Annotated in this window: 16 protein-coding genes and 1 pseudogene; 6 read left to right on the top strand and 11 right to left on the bottom strand. The window is 57.4% G+C overall.

The window, feature by feature from the left end:
- Positions 1-224 (bottom strand): transposase (locus A37O_RS0108030; RefSeq protein WP_018296986.1); only part of this gene is annotated, 224 nt, incomplete at its 3' end.
- A gap of 374 nt (positions 225-598) precedes the next feature.
- Here A37O_RS0108030 and A37O_RS0108025 point away from each other — a divergent pair.
- The 4 genes from A37O_RS0108025 to A37O_RS0108010 all read left to right on the top strand — a co-directional run bounded on the left by A37O_RS0108025 (position 599) and on the right by A37O_RS0108010 (position 5,546).
- Positions 599-2,581 (top strand): beta-glucoside-specific PTS transporter subunit IIABC, encoded by a 1,983-nt coding sequence (locus A37O_RS0108025; protein ID WP_018296985.1) that lies wholly within the window; start codon positions 599-601, stop codon positions 2,579-2,581.
- A 70-nt stretch (positions 2,582-2,651) separates the two neighbouring features.
- On the top strand, positions 2,652-4,067 hold the full coding sequence (locus A37O_RS0108020; RefSeq protein ID WP_018296984.1) for a glycoside hydrolase family 1 protein: 1,416 nt from the start codon (positions 2,652-2,654) through the stop codon (positions 4,065-4,067).
- A gap of 24 nt (positions 4,068-4,091) precedes the next feature.
- Positions 4,092-4,973 carry a PRD domain-containing protein gene (locus tag A37O_RS0108015; RefSeq protein WP_018296983.1) on the top strand — a complete coding sequence of 294 codons (882 nt, stop codon included), beginning with the start codon at positions 4,092-4,094 and terminating at the stop codon, positions 4,971-4,973.
- A 333-nt stretch (positions 4,974-5,306) separates the two neighbouring features.
- Complete coding sequence (locus A37O_RS0108010; RefSeq protein ID WP_018296982.1) at positions 5,307-5,546, top strand: hypothetical protein; 240 nt, start codon at positions 5,307-5,309, stop codon at positions 5,544-5,546.
- On the opposite strand, the gene A37O_RS0108005 is transcribed toward A37O_RS0108010, so the two are convergent.
- The 3 genes from A37O_RS0108005 to A37O_RS0107995 all read right to left on the bottom strand — a co-directional run bounded on the left by A37O_RS0108005 (position 5,543) and on the right by A37O_RS0107995 (position 8,897).
- Positions 5,543-6,028 carry a GNAT family N-acetyltransferase gene (locus tag A37O_RS0108005; RefSeq protein WP_018296981.1) on the bottom strand — a complete coding sequence of 162 codons (486 nt, stop codon included), beginning with the start codon at positions 6,026-6,028 and terminating at the stop codon, positions 5,543-5,545. The genes A37O_RS0108010 and A37O_RS0108005 overlap by 4 nt on opposite strands.
- Positions 6,029-6,047: 19 nt before the next feature.
- Entirely contained in the window at positions 6,048-7,820 is a 1,773-nt protein-coding gene (locus tag A37O_RS0108000) for an acetyl/propionyl/methylcrotonyl-CoA carboxylase subunit alpha (RefSeq protein WP_018296980.1), read from the bottom strand.
- 192 nt (positions 7,821-8,012) lie between these two features.
- Positions 8,013-8,897: a sulfurtransferase gene (locus tag A37O_RS0107995; RefSeq protein ID WP_018296979.1), complete on the bottom strand. Its 885-nt coding sequence runs from the start codon at positions 8,895-8,897 to the stop codon at positions 8,013-8,015.
- A gap of 289 nt (positions 8,898-9,186) precedes the next feature.
- Here A37O_RS0107995 and A37O_RS0107990 point away from each other — a divergent pair, with 289 nt between their 5' ends.
- Positions 9,187-10,257 (top strand): Cj0069 family protein, encoded by a 1,071-nt coding sequence (locus A37O_RS0107990; RefSeq protein ID WP_018296978.1) that lies wholly within the window; start codon positions 9,187-9,189, stop codon positions 10,255-10,257.
- 93 nt (positions 10,258-10,350) lie between these two features.
- The gene (locus A37O_RS15035) at positions 10,351-10,893 is read left to right on the top strand and encodes a DUF4282 domain-containing protein (RefSeq protein WP_018296977.1); all 543 of its coding nucleotides are present in this window, start codon (positions 10,351-10,353) and stop codon (positions 10,891-10,893) included.
- 204 nt (positions 10,894-11,097) lie between these two features.
- Here A37O_RS15035 and A37O_RS0107980 read toward each other — a convergent pair whose 3' ends face one another.
- The 7 genes and pseudogenes from A37O_RS0107980 to A37O_RS16160 form a co-directional block, all read right to left on the bottom strand.
- Complete coding sequence (locus tag A37O_RS0107980; protein ID WP_018296976.1) at positions 11,098-11,496, bottom strand: DUF3151 domain-containing protein; 399 nt, start codon at positions 11,494-11,496, stop codon at positions 11,098-11,100.
- A 25-nt stretch (positions 11,497-11,521) separates the two neighbouring features.
- Positions 11,522-12,112, bottom strand: a complete 591-nt coding sequence (locus A37O_RS0107975; RefSeq protein ID WP_018296975.1) for a Maf family protein — start codon at positions 12,110-12,112, stop codon at positions 11,522-11,524.
- Complete coding sequence (locus A37O_RS0107970) at positions 12,112-12,327, bottom strand: acyl-CoA carboxylase subunit epsilon (protein ID WP_018296974.1); 216 nt, start codon at positions 12,325-12,327, stop codon at positions 12,112-12,114. Before A37O_RS0107970 ends, A37O_RS0107975 begins: the two co-directional genes overlap by 1 nt.
- Before the next feature lie 21 nt (positions 12,328-12,348).
- Positions 12,349-13,875 carry an acyl-CoA carboxylase subunit beta gene (locus A37O_RS0107965; protein WP_018296973.1) on the bottom strand — a complete coding sequence of 509 codons (1,527 nt, stop codon included), beginning with the start codon at positions 13,873-13,875 and terminating at the stop codon, positions 12,349-12,351.
- Positions 13,876-14,025: 150 nt separating this feature from the next.
- On the bottom strand, positions 14,026-15,927 hold the full coding sequence (locus tag A37O_RS0107960; protein ID WP_018296972.1) for a DUF2075 domain-containing protein: 1,902 nt from the start codon (positions 15,925-15,927) through the stop codon (positions 14,026-14,028).
- A 23-nt stretch (positions 15,928-15,950) separates the two neighbouring features.
- Positions 15,951-16,271 carry a nucleotide pyrophosphohydrolase gene (locus A37O_RS0107955; RefSeq protein WP_018296971.1) on the bottom strand — a complete coding sequence of 107 codons (321 nt, stop codon included), beginning with the start codon at positions 16,269-16,271 and terminating at the stop codon, positions 15,951-15,953.
- 122 nt (positions 16,272-16,393) lie between these two features.
- Positions 16,394-16,582, bottom strand: a pseudogene (locus tag A37O_RS16160) (IS256 family transposase); the annotation flags it as partial.

The raw sequence follows: 16,582 nt of genomic DNA, 5'->3' as shown, positions 1-16,582 counted from the left end.
CGCAGACGTTTCAGTTCGTCGTCAACCGACTCGCCAGTGCTCCGCTGAACGTCGGGGGACGCTTTGACAGGTTTCAACCAGTTGTTGAGCGTGTGCGCCGAGACGCCGAGCTTCTCGCCGATCTCCTCCGCCGCCGCCCACTTCGAACACCCCTCAAGCTCAACGAGCTCCTCGGCTAACCTCACCGCCTTGTCCTTGAACTCGTCACTGAACTTCCTAGGCATGATCCAATCCTCCTCTAGAAACGATCGGAACTAAACCCAGGACGCTTCACAATTAGCCAAATAGGAGAGTGGACCGAAAAGGCGACCACGAAACCACCTAGGAAACCATCAAGTGCGCTAAGTCACTACGTGGAAAGCTTGTGTCTTTGGTCGCGATCTGTTTATGATGGACCCATTGAAGCTGCATCCGCAGCTTCCACACCCAGCATTAGATGCTCGATCAGGGTTGTTATTCGTTTAGAACGCAAAACCTGGTCACAGTGAGTGCAGGACCTTTCGGTTTCGGCCGTCTTCGTCCTCACGCTCTCTGTGGCCAGGTTTTTTGCGTTCTAGGGTCCTGATTGCCGGGTGAACTCCATAAACAAGGAAGAATCATGGCAACGAAAATTGATTACTCGGTTCTCGCCGGGGACATCCTCAAAAATGTCGGCGGTGAAGAGAACGTCTCGTCGGTTGTTCACTGTGCGACACGTCTTCGCTTCATGCTCAAGGATCACTCCAAGGTCGATGAGGATGTGATCAAGAAGCTTCCCGGCGTGATCACCACGGTCGAATCCGGTGGGCAGTACCAGGTTGTTATCGGTAACAACGTGTCTCAGGTGTATGCCGGATTGCCGAATACGCTGACCGACGATTCGTCGAACGAAAAGGCATCGGGAGACAAACAAGAAGGGTCGAGCACATTCCTTGGCAAGGCAGTGGACATTGTCTCGTCGATTTTTGCTCCCGTCCTTGGCCCCATGGCTGGCGTCGGTATTCTCAAGGGCCTGCTCGCGATGGCGGTGGCATTTAACTGGATTGATAATACCTCCACCACGTATCAAATTTTGTGGGCAGCGGGCGACGCGTTCTTTATGTTCCTCCCGATTATTCTGGCGATCACTTCAGCAAGAAAGTTTGGCGCGAACGTTTATACCGCGGTCACATTGGCAGGTGCGCTGCTTTACACCCAATTGCAAGCAGTTTCGGTCAATCTCAACGGCGAGATCGTGTCGATGACTCTGCTGCAGTTCTTCCAGGAGGGCGGCGATGTGACGTTCCTCGGCATTCCGATTGTTCTGCAGTCATACACCTCAACGGTGATCCCGATCATTATCGCCGTGTGGGTTCAATCGCTGCTGGAACGCCAGCTGAACAAAATTCTTCACGAATCGATTCGCACCTTTATTACCCCGCTTATCGTGCTTGTCATCATGGTTCCGCTGACGCTGGCAACTCTGGGCCCAGCAGGTGTCTGGTTGGGCAACTTCCTCGCTGACATCCTGCAAACGGCTTATGATTTCTCTCCAATTTTGTCCGGAATCCTGATCGCAGTTCTCTGGCAGGTCATGGTGATATTCGGTGTCCACTGGGGCCTCGTGCCCGTGTTCATTAACAACGTGACAGTCAATGGTGTTGACCCGCTCAAGGCAGCGTGTTTCCCAGCCGTACTTTCCCAGGCAGGTGCAGCATTCGGTCTTTTCCTCCGACTGCGCGATCCAAAGGAAAAGGCACTGAGCGGTTCTGCGGCACTTGCAGGTATCTTCGGTATCACCGAGCCCGCTGTGTACGGTGTTACCCTCCCTCGCAAACGACCGTTCCTCATCGCCCTGGCCTCGGCAGGTGTCGGTGGTGCGATCATCGGCGCAACTGGTGCCAAGGTTTATGGCACGGGTGCCCCTGGCCTGCTTACCCTGCCAATCGGTGTGGACCCAACTGGTGAAAGCAACACTATCGGTTGGTTGATTACAGCAACTCTGGTGTCCTTCTTCCTGGCAACAATCTTCACCTACTTCTTCGGAATGACTGAGGAAGACATCGCTGCTAACCGCGCTGCACGGGAAGCTAAGGGTAACGACGAAGAATCCGCACACCCTGAGCAGCTTGAGGCCCCCGCAGCACTGACCTCCACACAACTCAGCTCACCAGTCGAAGGCACAATCGTTCCGCTCTCCGAGGTCAATGACCCAGTGTTCTCCGGCGGGACCATGGGTGGTGGGATTGGAATTCTTCCTACCTCGAACAAGGTTTATGCGCCCTGCGACGGCACCGTCAAAGTGGTCATGAAAACCGGACATGCTTACGGGCTTCGGACCGCTGACGGGGTCGATGTTCTGGTCCATATCGGCATCGACACCGTTAAGCTCGGAGGCGAAGGGTTCACCTCACACGTGACCCGGGGCCAAGAAGTGAAAAAGGGCGACTTACTCGCCGAGTTCGATCTCGAAGCGCTGAAGAACCAGGGGGTAGACACCACGACCATCATGCTGGTGACCAACTCCGCTCAGTATCCCGCGGAGCCCCTGACCTCCAGCGGCGAGATCCGCGTAGGCGAACCGGTAGTTGAGGTAGGGGAGAAGGAAACTACTTCCGCCTAAGCACTATCCGGCACGGTGCCCGAGGCGCCGTGCCACTTCCGCAGGAATAAGATTACCGAAAGGCATTTCAATGAAGTACGCACAACTCCCGGATTTCCCAGCAGACTTTTTGTGGGGAGCCTCCACCTCCGCTTATCAAACCGAAGGCGCATGGAACGAAGACGGCAAAGGCCCGTCAGTCATCGACGTTCGCGAAGAGTACCCCGAGGGCACATGCGATTACACCGTCGCTACTGACACGTACCACCACGTTGAGGAAGACGTTGCCCTCTTCTCCGAGCTCGGTTTGAAAACCTACCGTTTCTCCATCGCGTGGACCCGCATCGTCCCAGACGGCGACGGTGAGGAGAACCCCGCTGGCATCGCCTTTTACCATCGGCTTATCGACGAGTTGCTGAAATACGGCATCGAGCCATTAGTCACCATGTATCACTTCGACCTTCCCGCCGCACTCGACGAGAAGGGCGGATGGGGAAACCGCGTCACCATCGACGCATTCGAGCGCTACGCCCGCATTCTCTTCCGCGAGTACGGCTCCAAGGTCAAGCGCTGGCTCACTATCAACGAACAAAACATGATGATCTTGCATGGCGATGCCCTGGGCACCACCAAGTTGCGCGGCATGGAGGCCAAGAAGGACCTCTACCAGCAGAACCACAACATGTTCGTCGCACAGGCCAGAGTCATGATCGCATGTCATGAGCTTTTCGACGACGCCCTGATCGGTCCCGCACCGAACATCGCTCCGGTCTACGCGGCAACAGAATCTCCTGAGGATGTCATCGCCGCCGAGAACTGGTACGCCATCCGCAACTGGCTCTACCTGGACTTGGCAGTGCGCGGCGAGTACAACGGCATCGCCTGGGGCTACCTTCGCGAACGCGGTTGGGAACCCACCATTGAGGAAGGCGACATGGATCTCATGAAGGCCGCCAAGCCGGACTTCATTGCCTTCAATTACTACAACTCACAAACGGTGGGAGCGATTGCCGAGGGCGAAGCCATCAACGATGGAAGCGGCGACCAACAGATCGCTTGGGGAGAAGAAGGCCTGTACAAGGCAGTGAAAAACACGCACCTCGAGCACACCAGCTTCGGTTGGACCATCGACCCAAGTGGTTTCCGCACGGTGATGCGCCAAATCTGGTTCCGCTACCAGCTGCCGATGATTCTCACCGAAAATGGTCTCGGAGAGTTCGACACTCTCACCGAAGACGGCAAAATTCACGACGATTACCGCATCGAGTACTTGGCCAAGCACATTGAGCAGATCCAGTACGCGCTCGCCGATGGTGTGCAAATGATCGGCTACTGCCCATGGTCTGCCATTGACTTGGTGTCCACACACCAGGGTGTGGCGAAGCGCTACGGATTCATCTTTGTTGATCGAACTGACGACGACCTGAAGTCCTTGGCCCGCATCCGGAAAGATTCCTTCTTCTGGTACCAAGAGCTGATCAAGAACAACGCGCTGCCGTCGGCGTAGTCAATGAAAGAATAAGGTAAAAGTATGTCGAGCACTGCATGGAGAATCACGAAAGTTTTTAACAATAACGTGGTTCTTGCCGAACGCGAGGGAGAACGAGCTGTTCTCCTCGGACGCGGGATCGGGTACAAGCGCTCTGCGGGAAGAATCGTTCCACCGGAGTCTATTCAGGAGCACTTCAACCCAGCAGGTGCGCAACCTCCCGAGCAGCTCGCTCGACTCATCTCCGAGTTGAACCCAGAAGTATTGGCACTAGCGAGGGAGTTAGCCGACACAGCGTCGTTTATGTGCTCAGTAAAGATTCCGGACTCAACGGTGGTGGCAATCGCTGATCACATTCGTTTCGCCATCGATCGGGCCATCGAAGGCGTGGAAATGCCTAACCCCTTGAAGTGGGAGGTAAGCCAGTTCTATCCCCGCGAGTTTGCTTTCGGGCTTCAGGCGTTAAAACAGATCAAGTCAAGCACAGGAGTTCAGCTTCCTGAAGAAGAGGCCGTCTCCCTGGCCTTGCACGTGGTGAATGCTCAGTTCGCGCAGCGTGGCGCCGATCCGGCGAACATGGCAAGGACAACGCAAGTGACCAAGCTTTTATCCAAGACGTTCGATGTTCTTGATTCGGCACTTGGCGGCGAGCCTATTGACCGGGAGTCCATGGATGCTGCCCGTTTCGTCACCCACTTGCGGTTTTTACTTCGCCGGATCATAGATCGAGGTCCCACACCACACGAACCGGAGCCCGGAATGCTCAAGCTCGGAACCAAGATTTCCGACGAGTACCCCGTGGCCTTCCAAATTGCAGGTCGCGTGATCATGATGCTCGAGATGGAGCTGGATACAGAAACTTCGGACGACGAGGTCATCTATCTGACGCTTCACATCGCAAGGCTCATGAACAGCCCGAGGTAGAAAACTTGTGGCCCCTGCCAGCCCAAGCGACGACTCGTTTCGGCACTTGGGCTAATTGTGTATCGCTAATTAGCACTGTTCTGGGCCAAAACCTAGGTAATTAGCGATACACAATTAGCCAAACAGGTTTGGGCGCCGGGAAAAGGATTGGGGACCTGGGAAAGGGAACCAGGAACTTGGCCATCCACAGCGCAGGGGAAGGCCCTGCAAACCTAGTTGGAATGCGCTTTCGATTCCATATCTAGTGGTGTCGAGTGGGCTTGACACGCTAGTGGTTGTCAGCAGTTGGATCCGGAGACCAGCTTCCGGAACGTTCCATGAAAGAAGGCCACAATGTTCCCGCAAGATTTGGTTACCCGGATGACCGACGTGCGTGCGCTCACGGAACCTACCCTCACCGAGAAGGACGTGCGTGAGGAATTGGAGTCCAACGTGGAGGAATACATCCCCTTCATGGAACGAGAAGGGCACGACAACCCGAAGAGGGCAGCCATTGGTCTCGTAGTTGAACAGGCGGAACGCGATATCTACTGGCTGCAGCAGCGCTATGACGCACTCGGAGAATCGTACTAAAAGTCGTAGCGCATAGCACCCGGATGAGAATGCCCCAGAACGTCCTTGAAGCCGTACTTCTCGTAGACGTGGCGGGCACGGGGATTGTCGGAGGCCACGGAGAGAGCGACGGCCGGGGCGCCTTGGCTGCGGGCGAGGTTCAGGGCCTCGTCGAGAAGCGTGCGTGAAAGGCCGCGCCCTGCGAAGCGGGACTCCACCGCGATGGCGAGCTCGGGGATGTCGGGGCCGAGGTTGGCCCAGCCGAGCGCGTCGGGGCCGGACCAGTAGCGCAGCCAGATACCGCCAGCGGGGATGCGGTTGGCGTCGAAAACGACGAAACCACCGTCGCGATTCGGATCCCAGTCATCGATATAACCGGGGATGTCGCGAAGGTGGTACTCGCTGACCTCGCGCGTCTCGTCGCCGAACACGTCCGTGAGGAAGAAGAGGCGAGAGAGATACGTGCGGTCAGATTCGGTGGCGCGGCGCATATGGAAATCCATAGCGCCCGAGCTTACCTAACTACTTGATCTCCATGAGAACAGCAGCCTTGTTCACCTGGCCACCAGCCTCAACGGCGAGACCAGTGACCGTGCCAGCCTTGTGGGCCTTGACTGGGTTCTCCATCTTCATGGCCTCGAGGACCACGACGACGTCGCCCTCGGCAACCTCGTCGCCCTCGGAAACGTTGACCTTGATCACGGTGCCCTGCATTGGAGCTGCGATCGCGTCGCCGGAAGCAGCTGCTGCGCCACCACCGGAACCACGGCGCTTACGCTTCTTCTTTGGAGCAGCGCCGCCGCCGAAGGTGAGTGCGGCAGGAAGGGCGACCTCGATGCGGCGGCCGGCGACCTCGACGACGAACTTCTTGTGAGGCTCGTTGTCGTCAGGCTCAGGCTGATCGGCCGGATCGACATACGCCTCGATGGTGTTGTCCCACTCTTCTTCGATCCACTTGGTGTAGACGTCGAAGTGGTCGTCGGTGCCGACGAATGCAGGATCCTCAACAACTGCCTGGTGGAAAGGAATCACGGTAGGCATGCCCTCGACCTTGAACTCGGCCAGCGCGCGGCGGGAGCGCTCGAGAGCCTCGGTGCGGGTCTCGCCGTAGACGATGAGCTTAGCCAGCATGGAGTCGAACTGACCGCCGATAACGGAGCCTGCGCGCACGCCGGAGTCCACGCGGACACCAGGGCCGGCTGGCTCTTCGTAGACGGCAACGGTGCCAGGAGCTGGCATGAAGTTTGCGCCAGCATCCTCGCCGTTGATGCGGAACTCGAAAGCGTGGCCGCGAGGAGCTGGGTCTTCCTTGATGCGCAGCTCCTGGCCCTCAGCGATGCGGAACTGCTCGCGGACCAAGTCAACGCCAGCGGTGACCTCGGTGACTGGGTGCTCCACCTGGAGGCGGGTGTTCACCTCGAGGAAGGAGATCAGGCCGTCGGCACCAACCAGGTACTCGACGGTGCCCGCACCGTAGTAGCCAGCTTCCTTACAAATTGCCTTCGCGGAGGAGTGGATGCGCTCGCGCTGCTCGTCGGAGAGGTAAGGCGCCGGAGCTTCCTCGACCAGCTTCTGGAAACGACGCTGCAGGGAGCAATCACGGGTGCCCATGACAACCACGTTGCCGTGCTCGTCGGCAAGCACCTGCGCCTCAACGTGGCGGGCCTTGTCCAGGTAGCGCTCGACGAAGCACTCGCCGCGGCCGAAGGCTGCGGTGGCCTCACGGGTTGCGGACTCGAAGAGCTCGGGGATTTCCTCGCGGGTATAAGCGACCTTCATTCCGCGGCCGCCGCCGCCGAAGGCAGCCTTGATGGCGATAGGCAGGCCGTGCTCGTCGGCAAACGCGACAACCTCGTCGGCGTCAGCGACTGGGTCCTTGGTGCCAGGGGCCATCGGCGCATTCGCCTTCTCGGCGATATGGCGCGCGGTGACCTTGTCGCCCAGGGCGTCGATGGACTCCGGCGATGGGCCGATCCAGATCACGCCAGCCTCGATAACGCGGCGCGCGAACTCGGCGTTTTCCGCCAAGAAGCCGTAGCCCGGGTGCACAGCGTCGGCGCCCGACTTGGCAACCGCGTCGATGATCTTGTCAATGTCCAGGTAGGACTCTGCGCTGGTGGTGCCGCCGAGGGCAAACGCCTCGTCGGCGAGCTCCACGAAAGGTGCGTCAGCGTCTGGCTCCGCGTAGACGGCGACGGAGGCGATGCCTGCGTCCTTCGCTGCTCGGAAAATACGCACGGCGATCTCGCCGCGGTTTGCTACCAAGACCTTGGTGATCTTCTTGTCTGTTGCCACTTGAGTAAGTCCTCCTGATGTGAACGCTTATAAACACCCATTGTTACACACCAAACGTGAGTAAACCGTCATGTTGTTTCGAGTCTAGGGTACTTTTAATTTTTTCCTAGGGGAAATCATCAATACTATCGCCTGCGAAACCACAGGTGTTACTTGTGGTGCTTAATCCTGCTTAAGACTGATTAAGCCTGTTTAAGGCTGGTCGCCCTGCGCAATCGGCATGCGTACCATGTTGCCCCACTCGACCCAGCTGCCGTCGTAATTGACCACATCGGAAAAGCCCAACAGGTACTTCAGCACGAACCACGAGTGCGAGGAACGATCGCCGATATGGCAGTAAGTCACGGTGGTCTGCTTCGGATCGAGCTGCGTGTAGTGCGCCTCAATGTCCGCGCGCGGCTTAAACCGTGCATTCGGCAGCACCGCGTCGCCCCATGGCAAATTGAGCGCGCCCGGAATGTGGCCCGCGCGAGAAACGCCCATGGCCTTGCTTGGGTGCGTGCTTTCCTCCGCGGCCGTGGTGCCTGAATATTCTTCGGCGCCGCGGACGTCGACAAGCGCAACGTCCTCGCGGGTGGTCTGCAGCTTATCGACGAAAATACGCAGCTGCGAATCATCGCGCTCGACAACAGGGTAGTTAGCGGAAGGGTACTCGGGCACTGCGAAGGAGGTGTCGCGCTCTTCGCCCATCCAGGCGTCGCGGCCGCCGTCGAGCAGGCGCACATCGGGGTGTCCGAAAAGTTCGAAAACCCAGAGTGTGTAGGCGGCCCACCAGTTGGACTTGTCGCCGTAGATGACCACGGTGTCGTCGCGGGAGATGCCGCGCGAGTTCATAAGCTCGGCGAAGGCTTCGCCGTCGATGAAGTCGCGGGTGACCTGGTTATTCAGGTCCTTGTGCCAGTCGATGCGTACGGCGCCCGGGATGTGGCCGATGTCGTACAAGAAGGCATCTTCATCGGATTCCACGACGCGCAAGCCCTCGACGCCGAGGCGTGCGGACAGCCAGGATGCGGAGACGACCTTTTCTGGGTGTGCGTACTTTTGGAATTCCGGATTCGGATCAAATGGAACAGCCATGGCGGCGTCACCTTTCCTGCACGTTGATTGAAATAACTATTATTTGTTGAATACTCGTGTGCAACCTTACCGTTTCCGGCGTGGATTCGTACGAATCAGAGGCCCGATGTGGCCTTGGTTACTTCTGGTGAGATGGAGTCTGGTCGAACTCGGCAAAATACAGGGTCCGGCATTATTGTGTGATTTGCAACAGCCTAGCGACGTGGAATGCGAACAGTGGTCGGGCTGTTTTTTATTTTTAAAGCAGGGACTACTCAGCGCATTGGGTATTGCTAGGAAAGGGGTGCTCATGCACAAAGCAATCGTCGTTTTTGAGGTCGAGGGTGGTTCGGACAAATATATTGACGGACACCGCCGCGACACCATGCCGATTGTTCGCGCCATCCAAGACAAAGGCTGGCACGCAGAAGTTGTGTATTACCGCCCTGAGTGGTCGGCGGATCTATTTGACCACGTCTCCAAAAATTTCGATGCCTATATTTCCCGCGTCAACCCCGGCAACATCCCAGGCGGCGAGGCCGGATACTTCGCGCTTTTAAGCAAGCTTGCCGACGAGGGCCTGGTCGGTATGTCGACGCCAGCAGAAATGATGGCGTACGGGGCGAAGGACGCGTTGGTCAAGCTCAACGACACCGATCTGGTACCCAGCGATACCACTGCCTACTACGACCTGGAATCCTTCCACCAGAACTTTCCCACCTCGCTGTCCTTTGGCCAGCGCGTGCTGAAGCAGAACCGTGGCTCCACCGGCACCGGCATCTGGCGGGTGCGCCTATTAGATAAGGAATTGGCTGCCCCCCTCGAACCGGGCACCGCCGTGCCGCTGGACACCAAGATCAAGGCCACCGAGGCTGTGGACAACCACACCGAGATCCGCGAGCTCGGCGAATTCATGGATTTTTGCGATCAGTACATCATCGGCGAGAACGGCATGCTGGTGGACATGCGCTTCATGCACCGCATCGTCGAGGGTGAGATCCGCATTCTGCTGGTTGGCCCACATCCCGTGTTCGTGGTGCACAAGAAGCCGGCAGAGGGGGAGGACAACTTCTCCGCCACCTTATTCTCCGGCGCGAAGTACACCTACGACGATCCCGCGAAATGGCAGGAACTCGTGGACATGTTCGCCGAGGCGCGCCCCGTGATCGCTGAGAAGCTGGGCGGTGACAACATCCCGCTGATCTGGACCGCCGATTTCATGCTCGACGACGGCGAAGACGGCGAAGACACCTACGTGCTCGGCGAGATCAACTGCTCCTGCGTGGGATTCACCTCGGAGCTGCACATGGGCATTCAGGAGCTGGTTGCCGAAGAGGCCATCACGCGCGTGCTGGAAAAGGCCGAGACCACTGTTGCATAACGGGTTGTGAATGTTTCCTGCGGGCAGCGCCGAGCCGGGTTACGCTCAATGGGTCTCCCGTACTCGCGATTACCTGATTTTAAGGAGACCATTATGACCTCCCCGCAGGACCCTTCCAACAACGAACGCCCAGGCCAGGACCCTTCTTCGGGCGCTGGCGCCGGCTCTGGCTCTGGTCAGCCTGGCCCTTCCGGTGCCGGCCAGCCCGGTTCTGGCTACAACCCATCCGGCTACGGCTATAACCCGCACGAGAGCTACGGCAATTACCAGCAGCAGGGCTACCCGCAGTACCCAGCTGGCGGAAACGCCCCGCACCAAGCGCAGCAAAGCAGCTCGAAGGGCTTCTTCAACGCGCTTTTCGACTTCTCCTTCACCAACTTCATCACCATCCGCTTTGCCAAGTTCATCTACATCTTCATCATCGCGATCCTCGCGGTGTACTGGGGATTCATGCTTCTGGTTTCCCTGAGCGCTTTCTCCGAGGGTTTCGGTCTCGGCCTCCTTGCGCTCCTGGGCACCCTCATCGTTGGCGGCCTTCTCTTCCTCTTTGGCGTGATCATGGCACGCCTGACCTTGGAGTTCTACGTTTCCAACGTGCGCACCGCCGAGAACACCGGCAAGATGGCAGAAAAATAGCACGTTTTAGTAGCACGCTTAACGACGAATAATCCCGCAACCCGGCTGTTTCAAGCTGGTTGCGGGATTTTTGTTGCCCGGTTCGCCACTTACGCCGACGCGGAATCGACCACGTTGCCAAAAAATCGTTTTAGGTGCGAATATGTGCACATTAAAACAGCGTGGTCGATTCCGTTATCGACCACGCTCTCTAACCGAACTGAACTAACCCAGCAGCACAGCCACCGCAGCCGGATCTGCATCCGAAAGCATGCCACGGCAGCGGTCGTACTCCGCCTCGTCGCCGATTGCCTTGGAAGTCAGAGCCAGCATGGCAATGGACTTCAGCACACCCTGGTTCGGAACGTGGCTGTAGGGGACAGGACCCCAGCCCTTCCAGCCGTTGCCGCGCAGGCGGTCCAGCGAGCGGTGGTAGCCGGTGCGTGCGTAGGCGTAGGCGACGAGCGGGTCGCCGCCCTCGAGTTCGTCCTCGGCGCGCGCAGCCCACACGGAGGGGGATTCCGGGTGGGCGTACGCGGTGGAGTTGTCCAGCAGGTCCTTGCCTTGGGCAGGATCCTCGGGCAGGTGAAGTGGTTCGGGGGCGAGCATGTCGTTAATTTCCATGTGCCCAGGGTACCTGTTGCTGAAGCTACTTCCAGAAGTCGCTGGCGTTCAGCCCAAACGAATAGAGGCAGCGGCGCAGCAAAGGCAGGGAGAGGCCGATCACCGAGGAGGGGTCGCCCTCAATCGAGTCGATGAACCAGCCGCCTAATGCCTCCAAAGTGAAGGCGCCGGCGCACTCGAGGGGCTCACCGGAGCGGGCGTAGGCCTCGATGTCGGCGTCGGAGACGTCGCCAAATGAGATGGCCGTGGAGACCGTTTGTTGGACCCACTGGCCCTGGTAGGTTACTGCGTGGCCGGTAAGCAGGTGAGCGGTCTTGCCGCGCTGCGCCTTCCACCGGGCAATGGTTTTCTCCACGGTGAGCGGCTTGCCCTGGAGCTGGCCGTCGAGAAGCAGCATCGAGTCGCAACCAACAACCACATCTTGCGGGTAGTCGGAGGCGACGGTTTCGGCCTTGGCTTTTGCCAGAGCGGCGACGCGAGAGGCAGGTGCTTCGTCGCGAAGCGATGCTAAAAGCGCGTCCTCGTCGATATTGGCGGGGCGCAGCAACGGCGACACGCCGCCTGATTCGAGGATCATGCGGCGTGACGGGGACTGCGAGGCTAAAACTAGCTGCATTAGTAGAACGTGACCGTGGAGAACGCACCTGGGTTGTACAGGGTCTGCGCGGCCATACGTGCCTTGGGGGTGCCCCAGAGGTTGGACTCGGCGTCCTTGGTGTTGCGCTTCGCGTCGGACTGCAGGCCGCTGATCACGGCGGTCAGGGCTGCAAGCTCAACGTCGGAAGGGCTGCCCTTGAGGACCTTGAAAATAGGGGAGGTCGAAGTAGACATGGTTGAAATCTCCTTGATTGCTTACAGCGGAATATTACCGTGCTTTTTCGGACGGGGGTGAAGCACCTTGCGCTCGAGAAGCCGCAGACCCTCGACGACCTGCTTGCGAGTCGCGGCTGGCTCGATCACGGCGTCGACGAGACCGGACTCGGCGGCGACATAAGGATTGATGTTGTTGTCGGCATACTCGTCGGCGTCAACACCTAGCTTCTCGGCGGCGGTTGGCGCGTCTGCCAGCGCAATTTGGGCGGTTGGCCAGGCGTAAACGAAGTCCGCGCCCAGGTTCTTGGAGCCCATGAGCACGTACGACGGGCCGATGGCCTTGCGGGTGATCACGGTGACCGTGCCCACCTGCGCCTCGGCGTACGCGTAGGCGAGAGCGGCCGCGCGGGCGGTGACATTGCCGTGCTCTTCCTCGGTGGAAGGGGCGAAACCGGGGGAGTCCACAAACTCGACGATAGGCAGGTTGAACGCGTCGCACATGCGGATGAAACGCGCGGCCTTGTCGGCTGCGGCGCCGTTTAGGCAGCCCGCGAGCGAGGTCGGCTGGTTGGCCAGCACACCGATCGCGCGGCCCGAGATGTGGGCGAAACCAGTGACAATATTGTCGGCGTAGTTTGCCTTGAGCTCGTAGAAATCGCCGTCGGTGACCTTATTAATGATGCCCAGGACGTCATAAGGCACGGAATCGTCGTCGGGCATGAACTCGTCGAGAGTTGGGGCCTCGGTATCCAGCGGGTTCTCCGCGGCGGTGCCGAGCGGGGAGACCGCCTGGTTGTTCACCGGCAGGTAGCTGACCACGTCGCGAGCAGCGGAAATGGCCTCCGCGTCGGTGGCCGCGGTGAGCGAGGCCAGACCAGTGGTCTGCGCGTGCACGTTAGCACCGCCGATAGAGGCTGCGGTGGCCTCGACGCCGGTCACCTTGGACACGACCTCCGGGGTGGTCAAGTGCACGGAGGCATCATCGGTCATGATGACGATGTCCGAGATCGGCACCGTCAGCGATGCCAAAGTAGAGGTATTGCCAGCGACGACGGCGATCTGCGGCACTAGGCCGGACGCCTCGGTGGAGGCGCGCAGGATCTTCGCGTACGCCGCTGCGGTGACAATACCCTCCTGGAAACGAGGACCCGCGGAATCATAAATACCGATCAAGGGCACACCAGTCTTGGTGGCCAGGTCGTAGATTTTCAGGATCTTGTCGGCATAGACCTCGCCGAGCTCACCGTCGAAGATCGTAGGATCCTGGGAGAACACGCACACACGACGACCGCCGATCTGACCGAAGCCAGTGACCACGCCGTCGGTGGAGTACTTCTGGCGATCCATGCCGAACTCTTCGACGCGATGGCGTGCCAGGGCGTCGGTTTCGGTGAAGGTGCCTTCGTCGAGAAGCAATTCCACGCGCTCGCGGGCGGTGGACTTGCCGGCCTCGTGCACGGACTCAACGGCCTCGCTGCCACGAGGTTCCTGCGCCTCCGCCTGGCGGGCTCGAAGATCGGCGAGCTTGCCGGCGGTGGTAGTCAGGTCAGGTTTGGAAGCAGTCATAGTCTCACAGTCTAAAACGAAACTCATAGGGATTGATACTCACAGGCCTCATTTGGGGCACTTATGTGTATCGAGATGTGGGGCGGGAGTGTTACGGGAGGTTTTTGGGTGGTGGGGTTTTGCTTTGCGACGAGGGCGTGGTTGGGGTGGTTATGGTGTTTCGGGTGCAGTGTCTGCCTGAGCTTTGAGAAGCGCTTCCCGCAGTTCGTCGTCGACAGCGTAAATGCCCATTCCGCGGACTCCACGAGTCATAAGGACATTGAGCTGGTTCCTAAGAAGGCCCTGGCTGACATCTTTTTTCACCTTCTGTCCATCGATAGTCAAAGTTCGTTGATGCTTTACGTTCGGGTTTTCGCTGGCATCCGCGTCAAAGACGATTTGGCCGTTTCTATATTTCACTGAAGGCCCAATAATCACGCCCGCATAATTTAGGTCAAACCCTTGGACCGTAAAAATAGATCCGACTTCGTCAACCGTCTGCTCGCGTTCAGCCCACGACATTGCTTTGCCGCCTCTGCCGTAATTTCCCTGGTTGTTCCAAGGAAGCCTGAATGAATCGATCGTGACATCCCATGTGTCGCTGTCTTCCGGTTGGGTTTTTCCAGAAGAGAACTTCCAGTCATACGTTGCAATAAGACGAGACAAGCCCTTTTCTACTTCGGATTCTTCCCCTTTATCGGACTTCTTCTGGATCGTTTCGTGGAGTTTTTGAGGGGAACTGAAAATTTCGATCTTGTACTTATCGTTCGTTGGAATGGGACGGATCGTGCCATTCTGTACGAAATCAGCTATCCAATCCTCGGCGGGCCCGTCGGAGTCAATGCGCATTTGTTCACTGAGCTCAATAATGTTTCCATCGCCCGCACGAAGCTCAAGCGCTTCAAGGTCTTCATCCCTCCAGTATTGGTTTCCAGCCAAGACCTGCATCGGGTCAAAGACCGCGATGACGACGCGGGCTAGTTTTAGGATGTCAACGAGTTGATTATCGCCACGGTAAGACTGTTTACCCTGAGTCCAAAGCAGGTGGGCTTCGTCGATAAGCACGACATCTGCTATTTTATCCGAATTCTGGTGATCGTTGATGAACTTCGTTGGCTTCATCACGCGAGGGTTCTTCTTATTTCCTAAGCCCAATTTCTCTGCAATTTGCGTGTAAACAGTCACTTGTTCGTCGTGATTGACGAGCAGGTATGCGTTGAAATCGTCGGCTAGGCCTGCAGTTTCGTCGCTGTCACGCATCTGAAAAAGGTCATAAAAAACGCTACTGAGAAGTACCGTCTTACCTGTACCGGCTCCACCTTTTACCAGAATCAGCTGAGCTTGATCTTGTGAGCGATCGAATTCGTCGACGGTGAGAGCATTATCAACTGCATCGAGAATTTGAACTTTTGCGCCCACTTGCTGTTCGTTCAATTGGTGAAATGGCGATGCCTTGAAAAGTGCGGATTCGCGAATCATCCGCTCGAGCGGAAATAGTTCAGGATCGTGGTTGCGAAGTTTCCGCCAAATTTCTTGAAATGTCTGGTTGACAAATTCCTGAGTGAAATACTCTGTTTGAATATTTCGGCGGGAGTTGTTTATTTTGACCGAGTTAGCTCCAGCCGATTCGACATCGTCGACGCTGGAGAGAAACAGCATCAAACGATCTTCAATATCCAGTGTCATCGACTTATTGAACAAGGAATGGCCAATTACTAGAATCGTTGAATCGTTGTCACGGAAGGCTTTCCACTTCGCCGACTGCACAAGTTTTGCATCGAAATTTTCTGGCAACAGAAGTACGTTATCTACGTCCTCTTGCCTGAGATCGATCAGGCGAGGGTCAGAAGTAAGGTGAGTCTTTGTCCGCTGGGCAATGTCGTTGGTTTCACCAACATATACTTGGTAACTTCCCTTTGCGCGATGATATACAACGTAGACCGTTGGGTAATTAAGTAATAGCTTTTGGGTTTCTTCGTCTTCTTGTTCAATCGCTTGCAGAAAATCTCGGAGACTTTCAGCTGAGTACGAAAAAGGCCTAACTTCGGCGCGTGTTTTTCCGGAAAGCTTCATTAGTTCTAGTGCATCCTTTCCGGTTACAGCTCGTCGTACTTGGTTGACGAGCCAAAACTCTTCTCTACAGGGTACTTTTGGCGAGTAATTTCGAGTTTCTCTTTGATAAGTGCTTCTGGGGATTCGCCTAAAGAATCTGCGAGGTAATAGGCATACGTCAATACATCGGCTAGCTCAAGCCTGGCCTTGTCGATTCTTCCCTCATCGTCCCACTGGAAACATTCGAGCAATTCAGCAGCCTCAATCGAAATGCTTTTGGCGAGGTTGGCAGGGGTGTGGAACTGACCCCAGTTTCTTTCAATGGAGAACTCTCGTAAGGCTTCGATCACTGAATCTTGCTGCATACAAGGCCACATTAGTCATCTGGCGCTGGAGATGATTGATTTTTGTGGTCAAGTCCTTTTGAGTGGTGTATCCGCCAGCGGTTGACTCAGCGATGAACTGACCGCTGACGGAACAGGATTCCTTACGCCACCAGAGCCTCCTGACCGTCACCGACAACGACGCCGACGCCGTCAGCTGCCCGGGCCTTCGCCAGCATCTCCGCCGTCGAGGACAGCATCGCCAGAGGCATGTACCGACGCTGCTGCATCCAGTCCTCATGCTGCTCAGCCAGCACTGCCCCGACCAACCGGACCACCGAATCACGGTCAGG

Origin of the sequence: Corynebacterium lubricantis DSM 45231 (assembly GCF_000379425.1) — a bacterium.
GTDB classification, from domain to species: Bacteria; Actinomycetota; Actinomycetes; order Mycobacteriales; family Mycobacteriaceae; genus Corynebacterium; species Corynebacterium lubricantis.
This window is presented reverse-complemented; position numbering and strand designations above follow the sequence as displayed.